24 protein-coding genes are annotated in these 25,531 nt (G+C 31.3%); 21 read left to right on the top strand and 3 right to left on the bottom strand.

Annotated features, from left to right (window positions below; genetic code table 11):
• Nucleotides 1–8 precede the first annotated feature (8 nt).
• The 6 genes from PTZ02_RS10830 (at nt 9) to PTZ02_RS10805 (ending at nt 4,717) form a co-directional block, all read left to right on the top strand.
• Nucleotides 9–860: an SDR family oxidoreductase gene (locus PTZ02_RS10830; RefSeq protein WP_274227795.1), complete on the top strand. Its 852-nt coding sequence runs from the start codon at nt 9–11 to the stop codon at nt 858–860.
• 83 nt (nt 861–943) lie between these two features.
• Nucleotides 944–2,347, top strand: a complete 1,404-nt coding sequence (gene uxaC / locus PTZ02_RS10825; RefSeq protein ID WP_274227794.1) for a glucuronate isomerase — start codon at nt 944–946, stop codon at nt 2,345–2,347.
• A gap of 16 nt (nt 2,348–2,363) precedes the next feature.
• Entirely contained in the window at nt 2,364–3,311 is a 948-nt protein-coding gene (locus PTZ02_RS10820; RefSeq protein WP_274227793.1) for a sugar kinase, read from the top strand.
• 91 nt (nt 3,312–3,402) lie between these two features.
• Entirely contained in the window at nt 3,403–4,023 is a 621-nt protein-coding gene (locus PTZ02_RS10815; RefSeq protein ID WP_274227792.1) for a bifunctional 4-hydroxy-2-oxoglutarate aldolase/2-dehydro-3-deoxy-phosphogluconate aldolase, read from the top strand.
• A gap of 192 nt (nt 4,024–4,215) precedes the next feature.
• A complete protein-coding gene (locus PTZ02_RS10810; RefSeq protein WP_274227791.1) occupies nt 4,216–4,449 on the top strand; it encodes a hypothetical protein in 234 nt (77 codons plus the stop codon).
• A gap of 13 nt (nt 4,450–4,462) precedes the next feature.
• Nucleotides 4,463–4,717, top strand: coding sequence for a hypothetical protein (locus tag PTZ02_RS10805; protein ID WP_274227790.1), 255 nt, complete (start codon nt 4,463–4,465; stop codon nt 4,715–4,717).
• Between the two features lie 150 nt (nt 4,718–4,867).
• Here PTZ02_RS10805 and PTZ02_RS10800 read toward each other — a convergent pair whose 3' ends face one another.
• A complete protein-coding gene (locus PTZ02_RS10800) occupies nt 4,868–6,607 on the bottom strand; it encodes an ABC-F family ATP-binding cassette domain-containing protein (protein ID WP_274227789.1) in 1,740 nt (579 codons plus the stop codon).
• A 437-nt stretch (nt 6,608–7,044) separates the two neighbouring features.
• Between PTZ02_RS10800 and PTZ02_RS10795 the strand changes: the two genes are divergently transcribed.
• The 9 genes from PTZ02_RS10795 to PTZ02_RS10755 all read left to right on the top strand — a co-directional run bounded on the left by PTZ02_RS10795 (nt 7,045) and on the right by PTZ02_RS10755 (nt 16,286).
• Nucleotides 7,045–7,278, top strand: a complete 234-nt coding sequence (locus tag PTZ02_RS10795; protein ID WP_202768164.1) for a DUF2249 domain-containing protein — start codon at nt 7,045–7,047, stop codon at nt 7,276–7,278.
• Nucleotides 7,279–7,891: 613 nt separating this feature from the next.
• Nucleotides 7,892–8,866, top strand: coding sequence for a mannose/fructose/sorbose PTS transporter subunit IIA (locus PTZ02_RS10790; RefSeq protein WP_274227788.1), 975 nt, complete (start codon nt 7,892–7,894; stop codon nt 8,864–8,866).
• Between the two features lie 51 nt (nt 8,867–8,917).
• Complete coding sequence (locus PTZ02_RS10785) at nt 8,918–9,718, top strand: PTS mannose/fructose/sorbose transporter subunit IIC (RefSeq protein WP_274227787.1); 801 nt, start codon at nt 8,918–8,920, stop codon at nt 9,716–9,718.
• A 17-nt stretch (nt 9,719–9,735) separates the two neighbouring features.
• Nucleotides 9,736–10,647 carry a PTS system mannose/fructose/sorbose family transporter subunit IID gene (locus PTZ02_RS10780; protein WP_274227786.1) on the top strand — a complete coding sequence of 304 codons (912 nt, stop codon included), beginning with the start codon at nt 9,736–9,738 and terminating at the stop codon, nt 10,645–10,647.
• Between the two features lie 212 nt (nt 10,648–10,859).
• Nucleotides 10,860–11,237: a DUF956 family protein gene (locus PTZ02_RS10775; RefSeq protein ID WP_274227785.1), complete on the top strand. Its 378-nt coding sequence runs from the start codon at nt 10,860–10,862 to the stop codon at nt 11,235–11,237.
• A 134-nt stretch (nt 11,238–11,371) separates the two neighbouring features.
• Complete coding sequence (locus tag PTZ02_RS10770; protein WP_274227784.1) at nt 11,372–12,106, top strand: LytR/AlgR family response regulator transcription factor; 735 nt, start codon at nt 11,372–11,374, stop codon at nt 12,104–12,106.
• Nucleotides 12,091–13,395 carry a sensor histidine kinase gene (locus PTZ02_RS10765; protein WP_274227783.1) on the top strand — a complete coding sequence of 435 codons (1,305 nt, stop codon included), beginning with the start codon at nt 12,091–12,093 and terminating at the stop codon, nt 13,393–13,395. Before PTZ02_RS10770 ends, PTZ02_RS10765 begins: the two co-directional genes overlap by 16 nt.
• A gap of 263 nt (nt 13,396–13,658) precedes the next feature.
• Nucleotides 13,659–15,059, top strand: coding sequence for an MFS transporter (locus PTZ02_RS10760; RefSeq protein ID WP_274227782.1), 1,401 nt, complete (start codon nt 13,659–13,661; stop codon nt 15,057–15,059).
• A gap of 60 nt (nt 15,060–15,119) precedes the next feature.
• Nucleotides 15,120–16,286, top strand: coding sequence for an amidohydrolase (locus PTZ02_RS10755; protein WP_274227781.1), 1,167 nt, complete (start codon nt 15,120–15,122; stop codon nt 16,284–16,286).
• Between the two features lie 133 nt (nt 16,287–16,419).
• Here the strand turns inward: PTZ02_RS10755 and thpR are convergent, their stop codons facing one another.
• A complete protein-coding gene (gene thpR / locus PTZ02_RS10750) occupies nt 16,420–16,971 on the bottom strand; it encodes an RNA 2',3'-cyclic phosphodiesterase (protein ID WP_274227780.1) in 552 nt (183 codons plus the stop codon).
• Between the two features lie 166 nt (nt 16,972–17,137).
• Here thpR and PTZ02_RS10745 point away from each other — a divergent pair, with 166 nt between their 5' ends.
• Together PTZ02_RS10745 and PTZ02_RS10740 are read left to right on the top strand one after the other, a co-directional pair.
• A complete protein-coding gene (locus tag PTZ02_RS10745; protein WP_274228093.1) occupies nt 17,138–17,914 on the top strand; it encodes a class I SAM-dependent methyltransferase in 777 nt (258 codons plus the stop codon).
• Nucleotides 17,915–17,927: 13 nt separating this feature from the next.
• The gene (locus tag PTZ02_RS10740) at nt 17,928–18,461 is read left to right on the top strand and encodes a nitroreductase family protein (RefSeq protein ID WP_274227779.1); all 534 of its coding nucleotides are present in this window, start codon (nt 17,928–17,930) and stop codon (nt 18,459–18,461) included.
• Between the two features lie 84 nt (nt 18,462–18,545).
• On the opposite strand, the gene PTZ02_RS10735 is transcribed toward PTZ02_RS10740, so the two are convergent.
• Nucleotides 18,546–19,871 carry a DUF4317 domain-containing protein gene (locus PTZ02_RS10735; protein ID WP_274227778.1) on the bottom strand — a complete coding sequence of 442 codons (1,326 nt, stop codon included), beginning with the start codon at nt 19,869–19,871 and terminating at the stop codon, nt 18,546–18,548.
• A gap of 210 nt (nt 19,872–20,081) precedes the next feature.
• On the opposite strand from PTZ02_RS10735, the gene PTZ02_RS10730 reads away from it, so the two are divergent.
• The 4 genes from PTZ02_RS10730 to PTZ02_RS10715 all read left to right on the top strand — a co-directional run bounded on the left by PTZ02_RS10730 (nt 20,082) and on the right by PTZ02_RS10715 (nt 25,527).
• Nucleotides 20,082–21,437, top strand: coding sequence for a C45 family autoproteolytic acyltransferase/hydolase (locus PTZ02_RS10730; RefSeq protein WP_274227777.1), 1,356 nt, complete (start codon nt 20,082–20,084; stop codon nt 21,435–21,437).
• A 23-nt stretch (nt 21,438–21,460) separates the two neighbouring features.
• Nucleotides 21,461–22,393 carry a S66 peptidase family protein gene (locus PTZ02_RS10725; RefSeq protein WP_274227776.1) on the top strand — a complete coding sequence of 311 codons (933 nt, stop codon included), beginning with the start codon at nt 21,461–21,463 and terminating at the stop codon, nt 22,391–22,393.
• Between the two features lie 128 nt (nt 22,394–22,521).
• Complete coding sequence (locus PTZ02_RS10720; protein ID WP_274227775.1) at nt 22,522–23,295, top strand: Tim44 domain-containing protein; 774 nt, start codon at nt 22,522–22,524, stop codon at nt 23,293–23,295.
• Nucleotides 23,296–23,493: 198 nt separating this feature from the next.
• Nucleotides 23,494–25,527, top strand: a complete 2,034-nt coding sequence (locus PTZ02_RS10715) for a Na+/H+ antiporter (RefSeq protein ID WP_274227774.1) — start codon at nt 23,494–23,496, stop codon at nt 25,525–25,527.
• Nucleotides 25,528–25,531: the final 4 nt, after the last annotated feature.

Here is a 25,531-nt window from a genome sequence, read left to right as displayed (position 1 = left end):
AAATAATTATGAAAATACCATTTAATATAGATTTAAAAGACAAGGTAGTAGTTGTTACTGGAGCTGGCGGAGTACTTTGTAGTATGTTTGCTAGTGCAATTGCTGAGTGTGGAGCTAAGGTAGCTCTTTTAGATATAAATATTGAGAATGCACAAAATTACGCAAATGAAATCACAAAGTCAGGTAATATAGCAAAAGCTTATAAAGCTGATGTACTTAATAAAGAAAGTTTAGAAGCAGCACGAGCACAAGTTACTGCTGACTTTGGAACTTGTGATATTTTAATCAATGGTGCAGGTGGAAATAATCCTAGAGCAACAACAACTAATGAATATTATTTTGAAGGAGATATAAATAAGAGTGATATTACTACATTCTTCAACTTGGATCCTAAGGGTGTTGAATTTGTATTTAACTTAAACTTCCTTGGAACATTAATACCTACACAAGTTTTTGCTCAGGATATGTTAGGTAAGGAAGATACAAGCATTATAAATATTTCATCAATGAATGCATTTACTCCACTTACAAAAATTCCTGCTTACTCAGGAGCTAAGGCGGCAATAAGTAATTTTACACAATGGCTTGCAGTTCATTTCGCTAAGTCAGGTATCCGTGTAAATGCTATTGCACCAGGATTCTTTGTAACTAAACAAAATCGAGATTTATTATTTAATGAAGATGGTGAACCTACTGAAAGAACAGCTAAAATTTTAAATAGTACTCCAATGGGACGATTTGGTGAAAGTGAAGAACTTGTAGGAACATTATTATTCTTACTTTCAAAACCAGCAGCCAGCTTTGTTACAGGCGTTGTAATTCCTGTAGATGGTGGGTTTAGTGCATATTCAGGAGTATAAAGTATAACTTTTCAGTTGAAGAAGAGGGACTGTTACAGATGCTAGCTATTGGTTAAAAAAATGTTTGAAAGTAGGGTGATAATTTGAAAAAATTTATGGATGAAAACTTTTTATTATCTAATTCAACAGCAATAGATTTATATCATAACTACGCAAAAGAAATGCCTATTATTGATTACCATTGCCATGTAAATCCAAAAGAAATATATGAAAATAAAAAATTTAATAATATTACTGAAGCATGGTTATACGGGGATCATTATAAATGGAGAGCAATGAGAAGTAATGGTATAGATGAAAAATATATCACAGGGGATGGAAGTGATTATGAGAAATTCCTAGCTTGGTCAAAAACAATACCTATGGCTATAGGTAATCCTCTTTATCATTGGACTCACTTAGAACTTCAACGATTCTTTGGAATATATGATGTTCTAGATGAAGATACTGCTCCATTAATTTGGGAAAAAGCTAATGCATTACTTAGTGGAGAAGGTTTTAGAGTAAGAGATTTAATTGAAAAGTCAAATGTTGAATTTTTATGTACAACAGATGATCCTATTGATACATTGGAATATCATATAAAAATTAAGGAAGATAAAAGCTTTAATGTAAAGGTATTGCCAACATTTAGACCAGATAAGGGAATGGAAATAAGTTCAGATGGCTTTGTTTCATGGGTAAAAAATCTGGAGAGAATATCTGAAGTTACCATTAACTGCTATGATGAATTTTTACTAGCACTCGAATCAAGAATAAAGTTTTTTCATTCAGTTGGATGTAGAATATCAGATCATGGCTTTAACAATACAGTAGTATATTCAGAAGTTTCAAAAGAAGAGGCAACAGCTATATTTAAAAAAGTGCTAGACGGTAAAGCTATAAGTATAGAAGAAGAAAAGAAATATAAGACTTATACATTTAGATTTGTAGCTAAACACTATTATATGCTTGGATGGACAATGCAACTTCATATAGCAGCACTTAGAAATAATAATACAAAAATGATTGAAAGTTTAGGAGCAGATACTGGATTTGATTCCATAAATGATGAATGCATGGCTTACCCCCTTTCTAGACTTTTAGATTCACTAGAAAGAGAAAATTCTCTTCCAAAGACCATTTTATATACATTAAATCCAAAGGATAACTATGTTTTAGGAACTATGATAGGAAACTTCCAAGGGGATGGAATTCCGGGGAAAATACAATTTGGTGCAGCTTGGTGGTTTAATGATAATAAAGATGGAATGATTGAGCAAATGAAAGCATTAGCTAACTTGGGATTATTAGGCCATTTTGTTGGAATGTTGACTGACTCAAGAAGCTTCCTATCATATACAAGACATGAATACTTTAGGAGAATAGCTTGTAATCTAATTGGAGAATGGGTTGAAAATGGGGAAGTACCAGAAAATATAAAATTACTAAAAAATATTGTTCAAGGTATATGTTACAACAATGCTAAGGAATATTTCGGCATGTGAAAGAGGTGTACGCTCAATGGATGTAATTACAATAGGAGATGGAATGATTGCAATGTGTCCTATACAAAAAGGACCAATAATATTTTCGAATACTTTTGAAAGAAAAGTAGGAGGAGCAGAATTGAACGTTGCAATTGGTTGCTCAAGATTAGGATTAAAATCTGGATGGATAAGTAGACTAGGAAACGATGATTTCGGAAAATATATTTTAAAGACAATAAGAGGAGAAGATGTTGATATATCAGAAGTTAAGCTTGTAGATGGATATCAAACATCAGTATATTTTAGAGAAGTTTTATCTGATGGGTCTAGTAGGTCATTTTATTATAGAGAGAAATCTCCAACAAGTACAATGAACCCAGAAGATTTGAATGAAGAATATTTTAAGAATGCAAAAATACTTCATATAACAGGAGTTTTTCCTTCAATTAATAAAAATAATCAAAGTGTGTTTATAGAAGCAGTAAAATTAGCAAAGAAATTAAATTTAAAGGTATCCTTTGATCCTAATATTAGATTGAAAATGTGGACAAAAGAAGAAGCAAAATATTTTATACAAAGGATTTTACCTAGTGTTGATATTCTCTTAATAGGAGATAAAGAAGTAGAACTATTATTAGAAGATACTAATATAGAAAAGGCAATAGAAACTTTTCACGGTTATGGAATAGAGAAAGTTATTGTTAAAAGAGGAGCTAAAGGAGCAATAGGTTCAGATGGTAAAAATATATATGAAGTTCCAGCTATTAAACCAAAAGCGTTAGTAGATACAGTAGGGGCGGGAGATGGATTTGCAGCAGGATTTTTAACTGCGCTACTTAAAGGTGAAACACTAGAAAGTTGTGTTACATTTGCAAATGCAGTTGGATCCCTAGTAGTTGGTGTCGAAGGTGATAATGAAGGATTACCTTATTATGATGATGTTTTAGTACATTTAGGACAAGCAAAAAAAATAGAGCGTTAGAACAATAATCCTCAAAATATAAGAACAAAGTAAAAAGATAGCAATAGAATAACCTTAAATAAAGTTATAAATAAAAGGTGATGTGTAAATAATGTTTGAAGAACTTTATAATATTTTAAAAGAAGAAAAAGCAGTAGCTGTTATTAGAACTAATACATATGAAGAAGCAAAGGAAATTAGTATGGCAGCTATTGACGGTGGAATGAAGATTATAGAAATAACTATGAGTGTACCCAATGCACCAAAGCTCATAAAAGAATTAAAAGAAGCATATAAAGGTACGTATGTTGGAGCAGGAACTGTTTTAACTAAAGATGCTGTAGATGAGTGCATCGATAATAATGCTGATTTTATTGTTTCACCTTGCATTGATGAAGAAATAATAAGTTATGCGAGTCAAAGAAAGGCATTAATAATTCCTGGGCTAATGACAATGTCAGAAGTAAACAAAGCTTATAAATTAGGATTAAGATTTATAAAACTATTTCCAGGAAGTGTTGTTGGAAAAGGATTTATAGGAGCAGCAAAATCAATATTTCCAGATATTAATATAATGCCTACTGGCGGAGTAAATAAGGATAATATAAGTGAATGGATACAAGCTGGAGCAGATTGTGGTGGAATTGGTAGTGATTTAAATAAAGTATATAAAAGCAATGGTGTTGTAGGTGTAAAAGAATATTGCGTTAAAGTTATGGCAAAAGTAAAATGAATGATAAAAATCAATCTATCATCTAATAACCCTTCTTAAGTTTCCATTTTATTCATATAATGAAATATTGTGTTATAATGGTTATGTAGTTAACTTAACCTTATGGAAAAATGTAAGCAACAGATTATCTATATATTGTGAAGATATATCAATCCGAAATAATAATAATCTTTATGGAAAAGGGGGACGAAGATGATACAACTAGGAAATGCACTTATTCTTTTAGCACTTGTAGTTGCTCTAGTTCTGGCTATCATTGCAATAGTACGAGGCTATAAGGGCATGAAGGCGAGCAAACTTTTCGATACAGATGATAAAAAAGTAAAAGTTAGTTATTGGTTACTTTCAGCCATACATATGTGGGTGGGTATTTTAATTACTTTGTGCTATTTGATTGCAGGAGTATTTATTTTGAATAGATTTTGATGGAGGTGGCCTGATGTTCTTTTTTATTTTACCGTATTTAGCGGCTATAATTGGAATTCTTATTGCATTTAGTTGTTTTATAGGAATATCTCTCATAATTATTGGTGGTACAGGGGTAGCAATGGATAAAATATACTTAAAGCAGATGGAAACAAAAAATGGTGTATCAAAACCTTTATTTAATACAAGCTCAATAATCTTAGGACTTATATTCATTTTATTTCCTATAGGATATGTTCTATATAAGATTATTCTTTCATTATCATAAAGATAAGTATAATAGTAATAAAGCCCTGGACTAATTAATCAGTCTAGGGCCTTTATTTGTTACTGAGTACTGTGTATTCAGTAATTAGGAAATTATATATCGCGCAGATGTTAGATGGGGATTAAGTGAGCCTCTTTATAATCAATTAATTTAGAGTAATTTAATCAGCGCTTCTAACTCTTCTAATAAATCTTTTGCAAGCGTAAAATCAGTATTTTTTAAAGCAGATTCTATTCTTATTTCAACTAATTTTTTCTTTTGTTCTATTTCTAAATAGTCTAAGCTAAAATGCTTAGCATAAATCATCTTTCTAAATTTTCGCATATTCATTTTTCTAATTGTCTTATCTTCAATGATTAAAACAAAATCCATACAGTTAACTATAGAATAGAAATCATGAGAAATCATAAGTATCGCGCCTTGATAATTTGATATGGCTTTCTCTAATGCTATTTGTGAATAGGTGTCTAAATGACTTGTAGGCTCATCAAGAAGTAACATGTTTGTTTTACTATCAGAGATTTTAGCCAATTGAAGTATATTTTTTTCTCCACCAGATAAAGATCCTATCTTTTGATTAATCATTTCTTCTTCAAAACCATAGTTTGAAATATGAGCTTTAATATCATCATAGGTTTTAAAGCCAGCATCAAAAAATTCTTCAAGTATCGTATTAGATTCATTTAGTGTTTTGCCTTGAAGCTGAGATAAATAAGCTATTTTAACATTTTCATTTATTTCAATAGAATCATGATTATTTTTATATATTTCTTGAAGTAAGGTTGTTTTACCGGTACCATTTGAACCGATAATGGCTATTTTATCAGTAGATTTAATCTCAAAGTTAACATTTTCTAGAAGCAAATCGTCAAAGGAGATGCTATAATCCTTAACTTTTAAAGCAACAATTTCTTCGGGCACATTATATGTAGATAAACGTATATTCGGTTGCTTAATATCTACAAATGGTGCTTTAATCATACGTTTTTCTAATCTTTCTTGATATTTAACTCTAGCTCTTAGGGTTCTCCCTCTAAAAGCTTCAGCATTGTCAGTTGCTATATCTCTTAGTTTTTTTATTAACTTTTCGTTTCTCTCAAATTCTTCATTATCAGAAGCAGCTAGCTCTTGTAATTCAATTTTAGTTTCGAGTAATGAGAAGTTATAATCAATAAAGTTTCCGTCATACTCTTGAAGCTCCATGTTTTCTAGGTGAATAATCTTGTCAAAACAGTGATTCAATAGATATCTGCTGTGCGTAATAATTAACATTGTTCCTTTGTGTGAATTAATTAGATCTTTAAGTGCTTTAAGATTATCAAAGTCTAAAAATACATCAGGTTCATCCATAATCATTAAGTCTGGAGAGTTTAGCATTTCCTTGATTACTTGAATAAGCTTGAACTGCCCACCGCTAAGCTCAGATATCATTAAATCTTTATACTTTATTAAGTTTGCAAGATTTAGGCTCTTATTAATGTTGTTTTCGTAGTCGGCACCATTAATTGCATCAAATGCATCTAAAGTTTGTTGATACTTTTCTAGTAAAGTATCAATATCAGAGGATGTTTCCATTTCAGTACAAATAGATGTTATTTCATTTTGTAATTTAATAAAATCTTCTGCTATATAATCAAAAACAGTAATTTCTTCTATATTGTCCAAATGTGAGAATTGACTTACATAACCAATTCTACAATTAGGGGATAGTTCTAAACTACCATCGAACATATATTTTTCTGGATACATAATTATATCTATCAGTGTACTTTTTCCGCTACCGTTTGTTCCTATAAAAGCACAATGATTACCATCTTCTAATGTAAATGAAATGTTATTAAATAAATCTTTTTGGGGGAACGAATAGGACAAATTATCAACTTTTATCACGTTATTACCTCTCTTTATCACTAAAAAAGAGCCTATAGAAATAAGCTCTTCAATATATTTTTTAAATTACTATGTTACACTTGTTATTTGTATAGTAAAGATATTATATTAAGTTTAACTTTGATAGCATAACACTTTTTAAGGCTAAGTTCAATGACTTCATATTGGCAATAAAAACTGTTCTTATTTTAGCAAAAGTTTTTTTGCTAATAATGAGAGCAAGAAAAGGTAATAGGAGAGTAATCCAAAGTACACAATGGAAAACCCTTGAATTGAAGGGTTTTTCTTGTTTTTGAGGGTGGATTTTAGTGTATACTTTTTAGAAGAAATATATTATTCTAAGAACTATGATGCACACATGTGATTGAAATCACATAAAGTTTCTCTATTTATAGATAATATATATACTATAAATTATCTATATTGGAGGTAGAATTATGTCAAGATTTAAAGCACAAGTAGATGCACGTATATATCCACCAAGGGAAAAGCATGTTGTAATATTTGATACTTTTAATAATTTAGTGAGTGGAGAAGAAATGGAGCTATTAAATGACCATGATCCAAGACCACTACATTATCAATTTTTAGCAGAATATACTGAACAATTTGAATGGGAATATCTTGAGCAAGGACCAGAGGTATGGCGTGTAGCTATCAAAAAGAAATAGCATCTCTATATAACTTTGAACTAATTTCTAAAGATATTAGAAACTCTAATTATGAATTTTTTTGTGAACTCACTTAAACCGTTTGTAAGTAACTTAAAAGCTACTTACAAGCGGTCATATTTTTTTCAAGTTTCATAGCATATTCTCAATATGACAGTTTTAGACGGAAAATTATCAATATTTAGAATATTCTGAAAATTAGAAAGTGATTGGTTCAGAAATATTAACAAATATTGAATAATAAAAAATAATATAAAATAATATGATTTAATACCTTGAAATTTATAAAAAAAAGTGTTATTATGAAAACGTAGTCAAGTTAGGAATAGTTAAATAGCGGTTCCTAAGTAGATTACAAAGTAATAATAAATAATAATATCAAGCATGTTACTAATTCAACTAGGCGTTATCAAAGTAAATAAAATAATTTAATATTGATTTGTACTCATTGTGTTTTGTACAGCTTTATAAGGGTATTATGATGTTTTTTAATTAATTTAATTCAATGTACAAGCAGTGTAATGAAATTCAAACAATATGTATTTTGTTTTATTTTATAATGCTCATGCCTTTTGTTTTTGTAGCAAATAAAAATTAGGAGGTATAAGTAAAAATGGTAGGAATTATTCTTGCTAGTCACGGTGAATTTGCTAAAGGCATCTTGCAATCTGGTACGATGATTTTCGGAGAACAAGAAAACGTTAAAGCTATTACGTTGATGCCAAGTGAAGGACCTGATGATCTAAAAGCAAAAATGAAAGAAGCAATCGCATCTTTTGACAAGCAAGATGAGGTTTTATTCTTAGTTGATCTTTGGGGCGGTACTCCATTCAACCAAGCAAACTCTCTATTTGAAGAACACAAAGATAAATGGGCTATTGTAGCCGGTTTAAATCTTCCAATGTTGATTGAAGCTTATGGTTTACGTCTTTCAAATGAATCTGCACATGAAATTGCAGCATCTATTTTAAAATCAGCTAAAGAAGGAATCAAGGTTAAACCAGAAACATTAGAACCAGTTACTGGTGGAACTTCACAAGCCTCAGCTCAACAATCTAATGCAGGTGCACCTGGATCATTCGAGTATGTTTTAGCTAGAATCGACTCTCGTTTGCTTCATGGACAAGTAGCAACTGCTTGGACAAAAGCTATGCAACCTACACGTATCATTGTTGTGTCAGATGATGTTGCAAGAGACAAACTTCGTAAGAACTTAATTACACAAGCTGCTCCTCCAGGAGTTAAGGCTCATGTTGTACCAGTAGATCATATGATCAAGCTTGCAAAAGATGATCAACATTTTGGTGGACAACGTGCTATGCTTCTTTTTGAAAATCCAGAGGATGTACTAAGAGCAGTAGAAGGTGGAGTACCTTTGAAGACAATCAATGTTGGTTCAATGGCTCACTCTTTAGGTAAAGTTCAACCAAATAAAGTACTTGCTTTTAATCAAGTAGATATTGATACATTCAATAAACTTAAAAAAGCTGGACTAAACTTTGACGTTCGTAAAGTACCAAATGATTCAAAAGGAAATATGGACGAAATACTAAAAAAAGCACAAGAAGAATTAGCTAAACTTAAATAATTTAATTATTTAAGAAATCTAATTATTTAGACAAAAGGAGGTTTAATAATCGTGACTTTAAATATAATTCAAATAATATTAGTCATCATTGTAGCATTTCTAGCTGGTGTAGAAGGTATATTGGATGAATTCCAATTCCATCAACCAATAATAGCTTGTACATTAATCGGTTTAGCTACAGGAAATTTATTACCATGCCTTATCCTAGGTGGTACTCTTCAAATGATCGCTTTAGGCTGGGCAAATATCGGTGCTGCAGTAGCACCTGATGCAGCATTAGCATCTGTTGCATCCGCAATTATTTTAGTTCTTGGTGGACAAGGTAAAGAGGGAGTTGCTTCAGCAATCGCTATAGCTGTTCCTCTAGCAGTTGCAGGTTTATTATTAACAATTATTTGTCGTACTATTGCTACAGCATTTGTACACTTCATGGATGCAGCTGCAAAAGAAGGAAATATCAGAGCTGTTGAAATGTGGCAAATCGCTGCTATCTGCTTACAAGGTGTACGTATAGCAATTCCTGCTGGTTTAATATTAGCAATTGGTGCTGATCCAATACGTTCATTACTTGACGCTATGCCTACTTGGTTAACAGGTGGTTTAGCAATCGGTGGTGGAATGGTTGTAGCTGTTGGTTATGCAATGGTAATCAACATGATGGCTACAAAAGAAGTATGGCCATTCTTTGCAGTAGGTTTTGTATTAGCAACAGTTTCACAAATTACACTTATCGGATTAGGTGCTTTAGGTGTTGCATTAGCTCTTCTTTACTTAGCATTAAGTAAACAAGGCGGCAACGGCGGAAGTTCAAATACTGGAGATCCATTAGGGGATCTTATAGATAGATACTAAGAAGGGAGAGGACGAAAATGGCAAAAGATTTAAAATTAACTAAAAAAGATCGTATTTCTGTTTGGTGGCGTTCAGCTTTCCTTCAAGGTTCTTGGAACTATGAAAGAATGCAAAACGGTGGTTGGGCATTCGCAATGATTCCAGCAATCAAAAGATTATATAAGACTAAAGAAGAAAGAACTGCAGCGTTGGAACGTCACTTAGAGTTCTTCAACACTCATCCATATGTAGCTTCACCAGTTATTGGTGTAACATTAGCATTAGAAGAAGAACGTGCAAATGGTGCTCCAATCGATAACGCAACTATTCAAGGTGTTAAGGTTGGTATGATGGGACCTTTAGCTGGTATCGGAGATCCAGTATTCTGGTTTACTGTAAGACCAATATTAGGAGCATTAGCTGCTTCACTTGCTATTAGCGGTAACATTATTGGACCATTCATATTCTTCTTTGCTTGGAACATAATTCGTATGGCATTTATGTGGTATACACAAGAGTTCGGTTACAAAGCAGGATCTCGTATCAGTGAAGATTTAACTGGTGGTTTATTACAAGATATTACAAAAGGAGCATCTATCCTTGGTATGTTCATATTAGGATCATTAGTTAACAGATGGGTATCTGTTAGATTTGCACCAGTAGTATCATCAGTTAAATTAAGTGATGGAGCATTCATTGATTGGAGCAAGCTTCCTGATGGAGCTGCTGGAATTCAACAAGCTCTATTACAACAAGGATCAGGTATGGCATTAACTGATACTAAGGTAACAACTTTACAAGGTAACTTAGATTCATTAATTCCTGGACTTGCAGGATTAATAATCACACTTATCTGTATGTGGTTACTTAAGAAGAAAGTATCTCCAATTGTTATGATTCTAGGATTATTTGTAATTGGTATTGTTTTCCACTTAATCGGATTAATGTAATATTTAAAAATTAGCCTAGGCTTTTTAGCCTGGGCTTTTATTAACATATAGAGTAGTTAAAGTAGAGTAAAAAATAATTGGTACAATACTAATAATATAGATTGGTAATATATGTGTTAAGTTTATCTACTTTCAAACACTTGATAGTAATATATAAAGAATATATAATGATAGTAATAAATTTTTGTATAAGTAGAAAAGAGGTAGATCGGATGGTTGAATCACTCAATACAAAAGTAGATTTAGTAATTGAAGCAACAGCATTTACGGGTTTTTCAGATTATGGTAAACTCATGATTGGCGACAAGGGTTTCGAATTCTATAATTCTCGTGATACACGCAAGTTTATTCAAATTCCTTGGGAAGAGGTTGACTATGTCATTGCATCTGTAATGTTTAAAGGAAAATGGATTCCAAGATATGCAATCAGAACAAAGAAAAATGGTACATATACTTTTGCCTCAAAAGATGCAAAAAAGGTACTTCGTACTGTTCGAAATTATATTGATCCAGAGCATATGGTTTCTTCGTTAAGCTTTTTTGATGTGGTAAAACGAGCTGTGAAATCACTATTTAAGAAGAATAAATAAACTAAATAAGTTATTAAGTAAACATAAAATAAAAAACAAGGGACTTGCTCTTTTCAGTAGTAAGTTCCTTTTTATTTTCAAAAATTGAGAAAAGAGGTATCATTATATTATAAAAATGTAGAGTGGTGATTTTTATGAACATAATTATATGTGAAGATAGAAAAGAATATATAGTAAAAATTTCTCAAATAGCAAAACTTGTATTTGGAGAGAGAGGCTTGGAATGTAATATCAAAGCATTTAATATCTATGAAGAGGCAATAAAATATATTAAATCTTTAAAATCCTATGAAGATTGCCTTTATATTTTAGATATTGATTTGAAACAGGACAAAAATGGGTTAATGCTAGGAAGAGAGATAAGAAATATTGATGAATATAAAGGAGAAATGATATATGTTACTTCTTATGTACATCAAATGCAAAGCGTATTTAAATATAAGCTGAAAATATTAGACTTTATAGACAAAGGCTTTGACATGGAAAATTCTATAAGAGAAGCACTTAATACATATATTAAAATTTATAAAGATAAGATTGAGAATGAATCTTTAATATTTAAGGTTGGTGGAAATGTATTTATTATAAAACCCTCAGATATTATTTGTATTGGAACTGATAAGAGTAAAAAGAAGATTATTATATATACAATAAATAAGGAAATAAGCGTGAATTTAACTCTAAAGGAAATTCAAGAAGAACTTTCAAATCAATTTATACAAATTCATAGAAGCATAATTGTTAATAAAGAACATATTAAAATGATTGAAGATGTTAATGAGGATTTATATGTAGTTCTTACTGGTGGTATAAGGGAGATTGTTTCTAAGAGAAGAGAGAAGGAGATACGATCATGCTTTACACAGTAGCAACCACATTAGTTCAAACCTATCTTATTTATGCTTTTTCTGATAAAAAGATAAATATTAAACTAAATGGTATTTTTGCAATAATAATAGTGATGCTTATTAAACCAAGTGTTATGCAGTTTTTAGCTGATAACCTTTTATCATTTATATTTGTATGGTTTTGCAATTATATAATAACCTATTTCTGCATTGGCAAGAACTTCAGAAGGAATTTGGAACTTTCCTTTTTTGTAGAGTTAATTACTCTCATGTCCTATTATATGAGTTCAGGTATAGTACTTATTTTAGATTATAAAATAAATATAGCAGATATATTTAATTTTAATATTTTATTACATCCTATTAATTATAGTTTTATATTAATTTATTTAGCAATCTTATTAGCATTTGGGTTATTTAGGAGATATATTCCTTTGAGTTTTCCAGATGATAATGTGAAAGAAAGAAACTTTAATGGCATATACATAATCATTCTTATTAATATATTGATAAAAATAATAAATGATTTAAATATTAACTACGGAATTAAATTAATCATATTTGTTTCGATAAACTTTTTTATCTTAATGTTTTACATTATAAATAATAAACTAGACATTCAGAATATAAAAGATGAATTAGAACTAAATGAAAAAGAAAAGAAGATTAAGGAATTAACCCTATACATAGATACCATAGAGAAGTTAGTGGAGAAATATAGAGAGTTTAAACATGATTATAAAAACATAGTTTTAGGCATTGGAATGGATAACTTAAAAGAAAATGATCTATTAGATAAATTAAGTAGAGAAGTGGTAGGGGATAAAAGTTATGATGCCTTCCTGAATTTGAAAGATATAAATTATATACCTTTAAAATCTATTCTTTCATATTATATAATGTTAAGTATTAAGAAAGATATAGAAGTAAGCTTAATAACTATAGGAAAAATAAAGGAATGTAATATATCTGAAATGGAATTTTCTAGAGTTATGGGAATAATATTAGAAAATGCATTAGAGGAAGTATTAAAAAATGAACATAAAAAATTAGAAATTTATGTGGAAGCGATTGATAATAACTTAAATATTACAGTAGCTAATACATTTAAAAAACAAGAATTGAATATGGATAAAATTTATGATAGAGGATATTCTACTAAAGGTGAAAATAGAGGATTAGGTCTTTATATACTAAAATCTATAGTGGATAAGAATCCAAAAATGAACCTAAATACATTTATTAATGAGGGAATGTTTACACAAGATTTATATATTTTTTCTGCAGAGGAGAAGTTAAAAGGAAAATAGTACTTTTAACTTCTTTTTACGTTTAGTAAGAAAAAAAACCTCCTAACGTGATAAATAATTGAATTAAAGGTATGGGTAGAAACGTTGGAAGAAATGCTATTTTAACTTCTGATGAATAGGTATAATATGAAATTGCTCACAAAATTATAATTCAAAATTAAGTATAGATATTAGTGAGTGTAAACAGTATTTAAGTACTTTTCATGCAATTATTATTAAAATTTAGTAAGGAAAAAAATAAAAAGGGTTTAGGAGGAAAATATATGACAAATTATAAGGGTAATGATCGTTTGTTATTTGGAATGATTCTAGGTGTTGCAACTTATTGGTTATTTGCAAGTGCTATAACAGCAGGCGTACCACCACTTACTAGTGATTTAGGAATTTCAAGTTCAATTGTTAGTACTGCAGTCAGTATTACTGCATTAATTTGTGGTGTTAGCATTGTAACTGCAGGAAGTATTGCTGACAGAGTTGGAAGGGTTAGGATTACTCAAATCGGATTTATATTAAGTATTATTGGTTCCATACTTTGTGCAATAGCTCAGGGAGCTACACTTCTTATTGCAGGTCGTGTCATTCAAGGGTTATCAGGTGCCTTTATTATGCCAGCTACTTTAGCTCTTATAAATGCCTATTATCCTGGTGAAGCTCGCCCACGTGCTTTAAGCTTTTGGTCTTTAGCTTCTTGGGGTGGCAGTGGTGTTGCTAACTTCTTTGGAGGTGCTGTAGTATCAGCATTAAGCTGGCGTTGGTTATTTTGGCTTACTGTTCCTGTAGCGTTAATTGGTATATTTTTAATAAATGGTACTCCAGAAAGTAAAATTACTAGTGGAGAAAAAAGAAGCATTGATTATTTTGGAATTATTACTTTAGTGTTAGCATTACTTTCACTAAATTTAGTTGTTACTCGTGGAAGACAACTTGGATGGACCAATCCAATTATTCTTTCATTAATAGCTGCTTTTGTAATTCTATTTGGTATATTCCTATTTATAGAGAGTAGAAGTTCGGTACCATTAGTTGATTTATCGCTATTTAGCAGCAAAGGTTATGATGCAGCTGTAATCTCAAATTTCTTACTTAATATGTGTGCAGGTTGTCTATTTATATTAATGCCTTACGTTCAAACAACACGTGGCTTAAGTTCATTCCAAAGTGGACTATTAACAATTAGTTATTTAGTTGCCATTGTTTCGACAATTCGCGTAGGAGAAAAAGTTATGCTTAAGACAGGGGCACGTTTGCCAATGGCAATAGGTACATTAATGGCTGCAGTAGGGATTTTCTTAATGACACTAACATTCTTACCTAATGCTGCTTATTTTACAGCTGTTGTAGTTGGTCTTGCTGTCATGGGAACTGGATTTGGATTTTATGCTACTCCATCTACAAATACTGCAGTTGGAAATGCACCAGCAGAAAAAGCAGGTTCTGCATCAGGTATTTATAAAATGGCAAGTTCTTTAGGTGGTAGTTTTGGTGTAGCCATTTCTGGAGCGGTGTCAACAGCTATTATTATGAGTGACAAAACAGCTCAAAATTTATCAGCTGGTTGGGGATTGGGAGTTAGTGTAATTGCAGGATCCATATCACTAATTGCTGTATTAATACTAGTACCTAAAAATAAGAAAAACGAGAATAATAAAAGAAAAGCCGCTTAATTAAAACCCAGAATTACATACTACTGTTTATGAAAATATAATAGAAAGGAAGTTTTTATTATGTCAAACATATTAGATAAAGCTAAATTAAATGAAGAGTATATTATTAATTTCAGAAGAGATTTACATGAAAATCCTGAACTTAGTGGTCAGGAATTTAAAACTCAAGAAAAGATTATGAAGGAATTAGATAAACTTGGAATACCATACAAGAAAGCCGGAAATACATCTTTGATTGCAACATTAAAAGGTGGGAAAGGTGGTAAAACAGTAGCTTTAAGAGGTGACATAGATGCTCTTCCAGTAAAAGAAGAAACAAATGTTGAATTTAAATCTAAAACGCCAGGATTAATGCATGCATGTGGTCATGATGCTCACACTTCAATGCTACTTGGTGCTGCAAAAATATTATCTGAAATGAAGGATGAGATTTGTGGTGAAGTTAGATTTTTCTTCCAAGAGGCAGAGGAAACATTCTCAGGTGCGAAAAAAATAATAGAAGCTGGAGGAATGGAGGGTGTAGATGCTTGCCTTGGTATGCACGGAATGCCAGAATTAGAGACTGGATATGTAAATATTGAGCCCGGATATAGAATGGCTGGCTGTGATACTATTTATGTTAAGTTTGAAGGAGTATCAGGACATGGGTCTGTACCACATATGGCTAAGGATACTATTCATCCTGCATGTATTTTTGTGACAGATCTTCAAGGGATAGTTACTAAAAATATTAATGCTCAAGATCCAATAGTGCTTTCTGTAGGAAAGTTTATTGGCGGAACAAAGGCAAATATAGTTGCTAAATATACAGAGATAGATATTTCCATGAGATATTTTAATCCAAAAGTTAGAGAAATAGCGCACGAAGCGATAAAAAGACACGCAAAAGCGATTGCAGATGCCTATGAACTTAAAGTTGATGTAAGAATAGAAGAAAGTGCCTTAAGTCTATATAATGATGAAGAATTGGTAGCAATAGCAGATAAGTCTGCAACAAAAGTATTTGGAGAAGGCAAAAATAAAACTTTGCCTAAATATATGGGGTCAGAGGATATGCCATACTATTTCCAACATGCTAAAGGAGTTTATGCATTTGTAGGTTACAGAAATGAGGAAAAAGAAGCTATATATTTCCCACACCATGAAAAATTCAAGATTGATGAAGACTACATGAAATATGGTACAGCATTACATGTACAATTTGCTCTTGATTTTTTAAGTAAATAGTATGGAGACATAAGAATTAATTTATTAGAAAAGTTCGAGGATAAGTTATACAATATAACTATAGTTTTCCCCGTGAAATCCATGATAGAAATGTCGTGGATTTTTCCTATTAAAGACTTTGTTTACCCATTCTTTAACGTAATTCTTTTAAATTAACTCGATAAATGGATACACCATTTAGTTTCCCATTTTCCTCTTTACTAGCCATTAGACTTATTGCTTTCACTGGAATCTTAATTCTCTCATATGAAATTAAACTATTTAAGTCTGCAGAATCTTCATTAAGTAAAATTCTTCGCCCTAAAGTTATATGAGGGATATAAAGCTTATTATAAAATGGTATCTTATATTTATTTAATAGGATGGTAAGCTCTTCATGAAGTTCAGATAGAGAAGCATTTTCTTCTATCCCCATCCATAAGATATTTGTCTTTTTTCTTTTAAAAATACCTAAGGTATTTGCTGATAATTCAAAAGGAAGTATATTTAAAACTGCCATATCTAACAATTCTTTTATTTTGGAAATCTGAGTATCATCAGCTTCTCCAATAAAGCGAATGGTTAAATGAAAGTTATTCTTTTGAGTAAAACTGCCCTCAGTGCAGTAATTCTTTATATTTGATGTTATCTTTTCAAGATAATTCTTAATGTTATCATCAAAATCTATAGCAATATAGACTCTCAAGTGCTTCACTTCCTTTACTTTAAGTTATAATAATTATAATTGATATTTTAGAAATTACAAAAAACATAATTGAAATATATTAAAGAACTTTGTAAAAATAGCTTAATATTTGCTATAATATTTGTGTTTAATAATTTTGAATATAATAGATGAGGAATATAAAGAGATGACAATAGAATTAGAGAAACACTACAATAAATTTTGTGAGGATAAAAGATTAACAAGAAGACACGGACAAGTAGAATATGTAACTTCAATGAAGTATATTCATGAGTATCTAGAAAACTATGAAAATGCAAAAATCTTAGATGTTGGTGCAGGAACAGGGAGATACTCTGTGGAACTAGCAAATGAAGGATATGATGTTACTGCAGTTGAGCTGGTTAAGCATAATCTAGGTGTTTTAAAATCAAAAGGAAGCACTGTAAAAGCATATCAAGGAACAGCATTAGATTTATCAAGATTTAAAGAGAATACTTTTGATATGACCTTAGTGTTTGGACCAATGTATCATTTATACACCCTTGAAGATAAGGTGAAAGCACTACAAGAAGCAAAAAGAGTAACTAAGCTTGGCGGAGTTATTTTAGTAGCTTATTGCATGAATGAATATAGCGTATTAACCTATGGCTTTAAGGAAAACAATATTAGAGCAAGTATTGAAAATGGAAAGTTAAGCGATGATTTTCATGTAATATCAGAGCCAGAAGATTTATATGATTATGTAAGGCTTGATGATATTAATAAGATAGTTGAAGAAGCAGGACTTAAAAGAATAAAAATAATTGCAGCTGATGGACCAGCTAACTATATGAGACCGACTTTAAATGCTATGGATGAAGAAACATACAAACTTTTTATTAAGTACCATCTTTCTACTTGTGAGAGACCAGATCTATTAGGAGCAAGTGCCCATACAGTAGATATTTTGAGAAAAGAATAAGGGGAACAAAATGATGATAAAAGAAATTGAAGTACGTAGAAGTATAAGAAAATATATTGATAAGCCAGTTGAGGACGAAAAAATAAATGAAATACTAGAAAGTGCAAGGTTAGCTCCATCAGGAAACAACACACAACCTTGGCATTATATTGTGGTTAAATCAGAAGAAATGAGACAAAGAATAATGGAGGCTTCTCATAATCAGAAATGGATGATGACAGCTCCTGTTTTTATTGTAAGTGTTGCTGATGTGCGATGCAGAATAAAAGAAGACATAAGAATTGATGATGATAGTTCAGAAGATGAAGTGAAAAGAATAATTAGGGATACAGCAATTTCAACAGGCTATATGCTTCTACAAGCTAATAATTTAGGCTTGGGAGTTTGTTGGGTTGCAGAGTTTACACAAGAAGAAATTAGACCAGTATTAAATATACCTTCGGATAAATATGTAGTTGGAGTTATAACAGTTGGTTATTCAGATGAAGCTCCGAAACCTCGTCCAAGAAAAAACATTGAAGATATAGTGCATTACGAAATTTGGTAATAATAAAAATAACCCATGAAAATAGTCTTTTTAGAGTCTATTTCATGGGTTCCTTTTTAAATATTTATATATATTCTTTATAAATTAAAGATTTGCCTCAACCCCATTTACATTAGCTTGTTCATCATCTTCCATAGGAATTATAATGCATTTCTTTCCGTCAATTATTTGTGATTTTATTTGAGGAACTTTTTGAGGTTTTACGTGAAGTACAACATCATAGTTTTGAGTAGTATTATTATCAGCTTCTTCAGAATCAGCAGCAATTTCTAACATACTTTCAGCTTCTGCATCTATAATTGGCTCTGCAGCTACCTTTAGCTCAGTTTCTTGCTTTGTTTTTTCAAGGATTTCTTCAAGTATTTGTACTTTCTTTTCAAGTTTTTCTTCTTTTTTTCTTTGCTCATTAGCCGCAATTGCTTTTTTATCAATTAAATGATCAACTACAGGAGGAGTATCACCAAACTCCTCTGTATAGGATTTTTCTATTTTTGTAAGTATTTCTTCAGGAATTCCGCTTTCAATTAAAACCTCTTGTATATTATCAGTAGATAAAATTATTGGTTCAGCATTCTTACCATTTACAGTAGTATGGTCCTCTACCATATTATTTAGTGTTTCTTGAATCTCCATATATAAATGCTCAGATTTTGCATCATCACTTCCAAGTGCTTTACGAACAATAGTATTGAAGGTTTCTTTCTGCTCAGTAGCAGTTTGTTTTGAACTACACCCTAAGGCTTGCTCCATAAATTCAGGATGTGGATCTTTTGCATTTTTTGTATAGTACAAAATAGAATGAATATTAGTACTGCGGTCTGTAAAAGCTGGGAATACAAATCCAAGGTCTGGAGAACCAACTACCCAATCTCTAATTCTTGCACCAATTTTATTCTCATTTTCAAAATATCCAAGAGCAGGCTCAGTAAGAGATACTGGGCAAATTGCACATAATAAATATTCATATACTTCTTCAGATTCATCTATTTTTGAATTATCAGTAGTTTTAGTAATAACATCGTAAGCATCGTGAAAAATAAGTATTAGGAAATTACCTGTGTAATCATAGCTGTTTATAATCATTTTATAGAAGCTATCAAGCAGTCCATCATCCTTTAATCTGCTTTTCTTTAGTGCTAATAAAGAAAGTTGTCTGCTTTCTATTTCATCTTCATCTCCATTAAGAGGGAAATTAAGTTCTAAAAGATTATTTCCAACCGTTCCTGATAATGTTTTTTTTGCTATCTCTAAATATTTAAAGAATTCTTCATCTACTAAGTTTAAAAAAGTTTCTCTAAATTTTAATACAATATTTTTTTCTCCATCTACGTAGCAACCACACATTTTAGTAAATGTGCATTCATCCTTCTTTAAGCGTCTTTTTAATTCCAATATATCTTTCTTTTTCATAAATCGACCTCTCACTTCATGAGTTTTTATCAATACATAATATAGTATAGTGTTCAATGGACAACCCTGCAAGTAACTATATTGATTATAAGACTATAAATATTTAACAGATTACTGATAGAGTGCATAAATTCACCTTTTATAAGCTCCATTAATACAATATTAATATGTAGAATATAAAATTTTTAAAGAGTGTATCGAGGGATAAAAATGGGTATAGATAATAACAATTACTATGGAAAAGGTTATAAGTATGAGAAGAATGGATGGATTTATGTCCATATTGAAGGGGAAGCCTATAAACGAGGACTTCAGCATGGATTTCTGCTTGCTAATGAAATTAAAGAAATAATTAGTAATCTTAAATTTTTGACTTATTGGAATACGGGAAAAGAGTGGAGTTTTTTTGTTGATCAAGCAGAGAAGCAGTTTACACATAAGGTTGATGAGGAATTTCTTGATGAAATAAAGGGGATTGCAGATGGGGCATTCAAAGCTGGCGCTAGGGTAACCTGGCAAGAGATTCTTACATGGAACGGTTATGGTGAGCTTATAGGTTTTTGGTGGCCTAATAACTCAGATGGAGAGTTCAAAAGCAATATAGGAAGAAATAAGGGAGGATGTTCGGCGTTTATTGCTACAGGTGCAGCTACGAAAGATGGAAAGATTCTTTTAGCTCATAATACCTGGGAGAGCTATGAGACTGGGCAATATCTTAATGTAATAATGGATGTTTTACCTGAGTATGGAAATAGGTTTTTAATGCAGACCGCACCAGGATATATAGATAGCTTTAGTGATTTCTTTGTAACAGCCTCAGGTATTCTAGGTGCAGATACAAGTATTTCTGGATTTAAAAAATATAATTCTGAAGGTGTACCCCAGTTTGTGAGAATTAGAAAAGCCATTCAATATTCTGATGAAGTAAATGAATTTATTGATATTATGAAAGAAAACAGCAATGGAGGCTACACCAGCATGTGGCTACTTGGGGATATAAGAAGTAATAAAATTACTAGGTTTGAGCAAGGGTTAGATTACTCAAGTGTAAAAACACTAGAAGATGGTTACTTTATTGGGTTTAACGCACCTGAAGATCCTAGAATACGTAATTTAGAAGTGGAGAATAGTGCCTATACAGATATTCGTGATCATCAGGGAGCAAGAAGAGTTAGGCTTACTCAATTAATGGAAAGGTATTATGGAGAACTAGATATAGAATTTGGGAAAGCTATTTTAGCAGATCACTATGACGTATACCTAAGTAGGAGAAATCCTTCTTCAAGGACAGTAGATGGACATTATGAGTTGGATGATCAAAGATATCCAAGTGTCTCTGGAACTCTGCCACCATTCTCTCCACAAGGGGCATTAGATGGCAAGGTAATAGATAGTGATTTAGCAGGAAGCATGTCCTTCTTAGCGAAATGGGGAGGTTCTAGTGATATCCCTTTTATTTCAGATGAGTATTTCTCAAAGCATCCACAATGGAATTATCTTAAAGGACATCTTAAGGATAGGCCTTCAATGCCATGGTGTATGTGCAAGGTCAGAAAAGAACAATAGAGATAGATAAAAGGGGGATGAATATGGTAAAACCTAAAACACTTAAAAAAGGGGATACAGTGGGGATAGTATCACCAGCAACTGGGTTAGATAGAAGTCATATATGGAGAGCAATTAGAACCTTTGAAAGCTGGGGACTTAAAGTAAAGGTTGGAAAGCATGCTTATGATAACTACTATTATCTTGCTGGAACAGATGAGGCTAGAGCAGAAGATGTAAATGAATTTTTTGCTGACTCATCAATAAATGCAATTTTTTGTAGTCAAGGAGGCTATGGTTCCCCGAGAATAGTGAATGCTTTAGACTATGATATGATAAGAAAAAATCCAAAAATATTTATTGGATATAGCGATATTACAGCACTTCATCTTGCAATTTATAAGAAAACAGGACTGACAACTTTCCATGGTCCAAGTGCTACAGGAATTTATGGAGAGTATGCTACTGAATATAGATTAAAATATCTCTATAAAGCACTATTTAGCGGTGAACCTATTGGACAAATAAAAATGGCAGATCCAGATAAATATCTTGTGAAGGTTACTAAAGGACGAGCATATGGGAAAACTATAGGAGGTAATTTATCTTTGATTTGTGAGCTTATAGGAACTCCTTATGAAATTGATACAAAAGGAAAAATCTTATTTTTTGAAGAGGTAGGCTCAGATATTACAGATATAGATAGCAGATTAACACAACTTCTTAATACAGGTAAACTGCAGTCTGTTGCAGGGATTGTTATTGGAGAATGTACAGATTGTGAAACAGATGTTTATGATAAGGGCAGATCTTTAGAAAACTTGATTTTTGAGAGAATAGGTAATCTTGGTATACCAGCAATTTGGGGGCTACCAATAGGTCATACTCATGATTTAGCGACTATTCCAATTGGAGTTAATGCTTTTTTAGATGCATCAAAGGGTGAGTTTAGTATTTTAGAAACTGCAACTCTATAAAATATAGTCACAAGTAAAACTCATAACAGAAATGTTATGAGTTTGTCTTTTGTAAAAAAATTACATATGGTAAAATAATATTTATACATAATAAGTGAAGCTTTCTATATATATGGGGGACTGTAATTATGAATAAGTTTAGAAATTTTATAAAAATGATATTAATAGTTTTGTTAGTCCTAATAATCAATGTACCACTAGTGGCCTTTGCGAGAGCTGGAGGCGGTGGTGGCGGTGGTGGTTCATCTGGTGGAGGTGGAGGCGGTGGAAGCACTGGTTCAACTCATAGCAGATCATCACGGAAAAGCAGTCCACTAGAAAATGCGATAAGTTTTGGACTATTTGCTATAGCTGCTTCGGCTGGAATAATTGTACTAAAAGTAAAGTTAGGCAAAAAGAAAGCTAAAACTATTTCAGCCATAAAGGAACTATCTAAAAGCGATAATAACTGGAATTACAAAGAAATAAAGCAAGATATAGAAGAGGCTTTTTATAAGGTGCAAACTGCATGGATGGAAAGAAATCAAGATTTAGCTAAAGAATATATGAGTGATGAACTATATACTAAACATAGAACTCAAACTGAATGGATGAAGGTTCGTAGGCAAAAAAATATTCTTGAAGATATGGAACTATTAGGGGCAACCCCTGTAGGAATTGAAGATCATATAGGAATAGATAGAGATAGTATGTGGGTTCATATTAAGGCCTCATCGCAGGATTATACCATAGATGAAGAAACTGATGAAGTAATAGAGGGGGAAGCTTATAAATTTATTCAATTTGAGGAATACTGGAAGTTTATAAGAAAAGAATATAGATGGATATTAGATGAGATAAGACAAATAGATGAAATTAATGATTTAGATTTCTTTGTAATAGACATAGAAAAGAATGATTAAAATTTATTATAAGATTAATATAACCTCCAAAGTAATCAAGGATTTAGATTGCATTGGGGGTTTTTATTTATAGATATTTTATAAAAATTTTATATTATCTAAAAATACTTTTTAGAAATCTTTACTATTTATAGTGTAGAATTATAAGTGTAATTTTGAACAATATATATTTAAGTAGTGCAAGGAAGGGTGAACAAAATGAATCTACTAATGATAATATTACTACTTATGGTGTGTTTGTTAATTTCAAATATAATTAGTCATTACATTCCATCTATTCCAACAGCGCTAATTCAAATTTCCTTAGGAGTGGTACTTGCATTTGTATTTAGGAATAATTCGATTGAAATAGAAGAAGAGTGGTTTTTTCTTTTATTTGTAGCCCCTCTTTTATATAATGATGGGAAATACTTCCCACGAGAAGAACTCTGGAAAATGAAATGGTCTATATTAGGCAATGCATTGATATTAGTACTTTTAACAACTCTAGGAGGAGGTTATTTTATTCATTGGTTGGTACCAGATATTCCTCTTGCAGCAGCATTTGCGTTAGCAGCTATATTATCACCAACTGATCCAGTGGCTGTGAATGGAATTGCTAAGCGAATTCATATTCCAGATAGAGTATTAAATCTTGTTAGAGGAGAATCATTAATAAATGATGCATCAGGTTTAGTTGCCTTTAAGTACGCAATTGGGGCTGTAGTAACTAGTTATTTTTCTTTAAGAGAAGCAGTAGTAAACTTTTCATACATATTTTTTGCAGGAGCAGCTTTTGGAGTTTTATTTGCATTAATTATGATGTTTATAAGATTTACATTACATAAGAAAGGAATAAATGATGTAACATTTCATTCATTACTACAGATATTAGCTCCTTTTGGGATTTTTATTATAACAGAAGAATTTTTGCATGCTTCAGGAGTAATTGCTGTAGTAGTTGCAGGGATTATTCACTCAGTAATAAGCAAAAAGATAGAAATTAGAATAGCTGAAGAGCAAGTACTAACTGAGAATATGTGGAGTATTATATTGTTTGTACTAAACGGAAGTGTATTTCTATTATTGGGATTAAATATACCATCATCGATGATGGAGACAATAGCTAGTCCTGATATAGGGAATTGGAAAGCTATTGGATATGTAATTGCAATTGGTTTTGTTATTTTAGCAATTCGATTTATATGGTCGTATATCTCTGCATTTTACGGATATAGATTAACAAGAGAGAAGGATATTGAAAAGCCGGATATGAAATTTGCATTACTCACTAGCTTAACTGGTGTAAGAGGTACAGTTACAATGGCAGGAGTTTTATCCATACCACTTTTCCTAGAGAGCGGAGAATCTTTTCCTGAGCGATCACTAATTTTATTTTTAACTGCAGGTGTAATATTATTTACATTAATACTCGCAACAGTATTTTTGCCGATTTTATGTAAACAGGATTCGGTAGATGAGCAAGGATTAATTAATAATGATTTAAGCGAAGCAAAGAATAGACTTTTACTAGTTAGTATTAAGGCTATTAAGAAGGAAATTAACGAGAAAAATGAAGCTGTAGCTTATGAATTAATTAACGAATATAAACATACCTTTGACCATTATAGATTAGAACATGAAATAGTTGCAAAGGATACAAATATTAAAGAAAAAAAGATTGTGGAGTTAAGACTTATAGCATTAAAAGCTGAGAGAGATTACATATATAAATTAATGGATGAATACCAAATCAATGAAGAGGTATTTAATACTTTTGAAAAATCTTTTGATTATAGGGAAGAAGCTCTTTTAAATAATACAAGGCAAAATACAGTATTTTTTATAAGAAAATTAATGAGATGGTCAAGGCGCTTCTATGGAAAAGGTAATAAGAGAAGAGATGAAAAATTAGATAGCATTCAGTTAGTAAAAGACATTCAAGTTAAAGCATTTGAGGCAGCAATTGAAGCAATACAGAAATATACAAAAAATCATGAAGAATCAAAGTTTGCTCACGGGTTGATTTTAGATTATAAGAGTATGATTAATAGAATGAAGGGGACAAAAATAAAATACACTGAGGAGGACATGGAACAAAAGGAAGAATTAAGAATAAAAGCTATGGATATAGAACGTTCGGAGATTCGTAAAATGTATGAGGCTGGAGAGATTACAAGGGAGCAGTCAAAGGAATTAAGAAGATACATAAATTATATAGAGAGTGTAATTTTGTATAAGCATGTTGAGTAAATAA

It is taken from the genome of Clostridium sp. 'White wine YQ', assembly GCF_028728205.1.
Classification (GTDB): domain Bacteria; phylum Bacillota; class Clostridia; order Clostridiales; family Clostridiaceae; genus Clostridium_T.
The sequence above is the reverse complement of the archived record's forward strand: the minus strand, read 5'-3'. Positions and strand labels throughout refer to the sequence as shown.

What these genes read in the sequence shown, in the direction of transcription:
- PTZ02_RS10830 (WP_274227795.1), top strand. Translation starts at nt 9, where the DNA reads ATGAAAATACCATTTAATATAGATTTAAAAGACAAGGTAGTAGTTGTT.
- PTZ02_RS10820 (WP_274227793.1), top strand. Translation starts at nt 2,364, where the DNA reads ATGGATGTAATTACAATAGGAGATGGAATGATTGCAATGTGTCCTATA.
- PTZ02_RS10815 (WP_274227792.1), top strand. Translation starts at nt 3,403, where the DNA reads ATGTTTGAAGAACTTTATAATATTTTAAAAGAAGAAAAAGCAGTAGCT.
- PTZ02_RS10810 (WP_274227791.1), top strand. Translation starts at nt 4,216, where the DNA reads ATGATACAACTAGGAAATGCACTTATTCTTTTAGCACTTGTAGTTGCT.
- PTZ02_RS10805 (WP_274227790.1), top strand. Translation starts at nt 4,463, where the DNA reads ATGTTCTTTTTTATTTTACCGTATTTAGCGGCTATAATTGGAATTCTT.
- PTZ02_RS10795 (WP_202768164.1), top strand. Translation starts at nt 7,045, where the DNA reads ATGTCAAGATTTAAAGCACAAGTAGATGCACGTATATATCCACCAAGG.
- PTZ02_RS10790 (WP_274227788.1), top strand. Translation starts at nt 7,892, where the DNA reads ATGGTAGGAATTATTCTTGCTAGTCACGGTGAATTTGCTAAAGGCATC.
- PTZ02_RS10780 (WP_274227786.1), top strand. Translation starts at nt 9,736, where the DNA reads ATGGCAAAAGATTTAAAATTAACTAAAAAAGATCGTATTTCTGTTTGG.
- PTZ02_RS10775 (WP_274227785.1), top strand. Translation starts at nt 10,860, where the DNA reads ATGGTTGAATCACTCAATACAAAAGTAGATTTAGTAATTGAAGCAACA.
- PTZ02_RS10770 (WP_274227784.1), top strand. Translation starts at nt 11,372, where the DNA reads ATGAACATAATTATATGTGAAGATAGAAAAGAATATATAGTAAAAATT.
- PTZ02_RS10765 (WP_274227783.1), top strand. Translation starts at nt 12,091, where the DNA reads ATGCTTTACACAGTAGCAACCACATTAGTTCAAACCTATCTTATTTAT.
- PTZ02_RS10760 (WP_274227782.1), top strand. Translation starts at nt 13,659, where the DNA reads ATGACAAATTATAAGGGTAATGATCGTTTGTTATTTGGAATGATTCTA.
- PTZ02_RS10755 (WP_274227781.1), top strand. Translation starts at nt 15,120, where the DNA reads ATGTCAAACATATTAGATAAAGCTAAATTAAATGAAGAGTATATTATT.
- PTZ02_RS10745 (WP_274228093.1), top strand. Translation starts at nt 17,138, where the DNA reads ATGACAATAGAATTAGAGAAACACTACAATAAATTTTGTGAGGATAAA.
- PTZ02_RS10740 (WP_274227779.1), top strand. Translation starts at nt 17,928, where the DNA reads ATGATAAAAGAAATTGAAGTACGTAGAAGTATAAGAAAATATATTGAT.
- PTZ02_RS10735 (WP_274227778.1), bottom strand. Translation starts at nt 19,871, where the DNA reads ATGAAAAAGAAAGATATATTGGAATTAAAAAGACGCTTAAAGAAGGAT.
- PTZ02_RS10730 (WP_274227777.1), top strand. Translation starts at nt 20,082, where the DNA reads ATGGGTATAGATAATAACAATTACTATGGAAAAGGTTATAAGTATGAG.
- PTZ02_RS10725 (WP_274227776.1), top strand. Translation starts at nt 21,461, where the DNA reads ATGGTAAAACCTAAAACACTTAAAAAAGGGGATACAGTGGGGATAGTA.
- PTZ02_RS10720 (WP_274227775.1), top strand. Translation starts at nt 22,522, where the DNA reads ATGAATAAGTTTAGAAATTTTATAAAAATGATATTAATAGTTTTGTTA.
- PTZ02_RS10715 (WP_274227774.1), top strand. Translation starts at nt 23,494, where the DNA reads ATGAATCTACTAATGATAATATTACTACTTATGGTGTGTTTGTTAATT.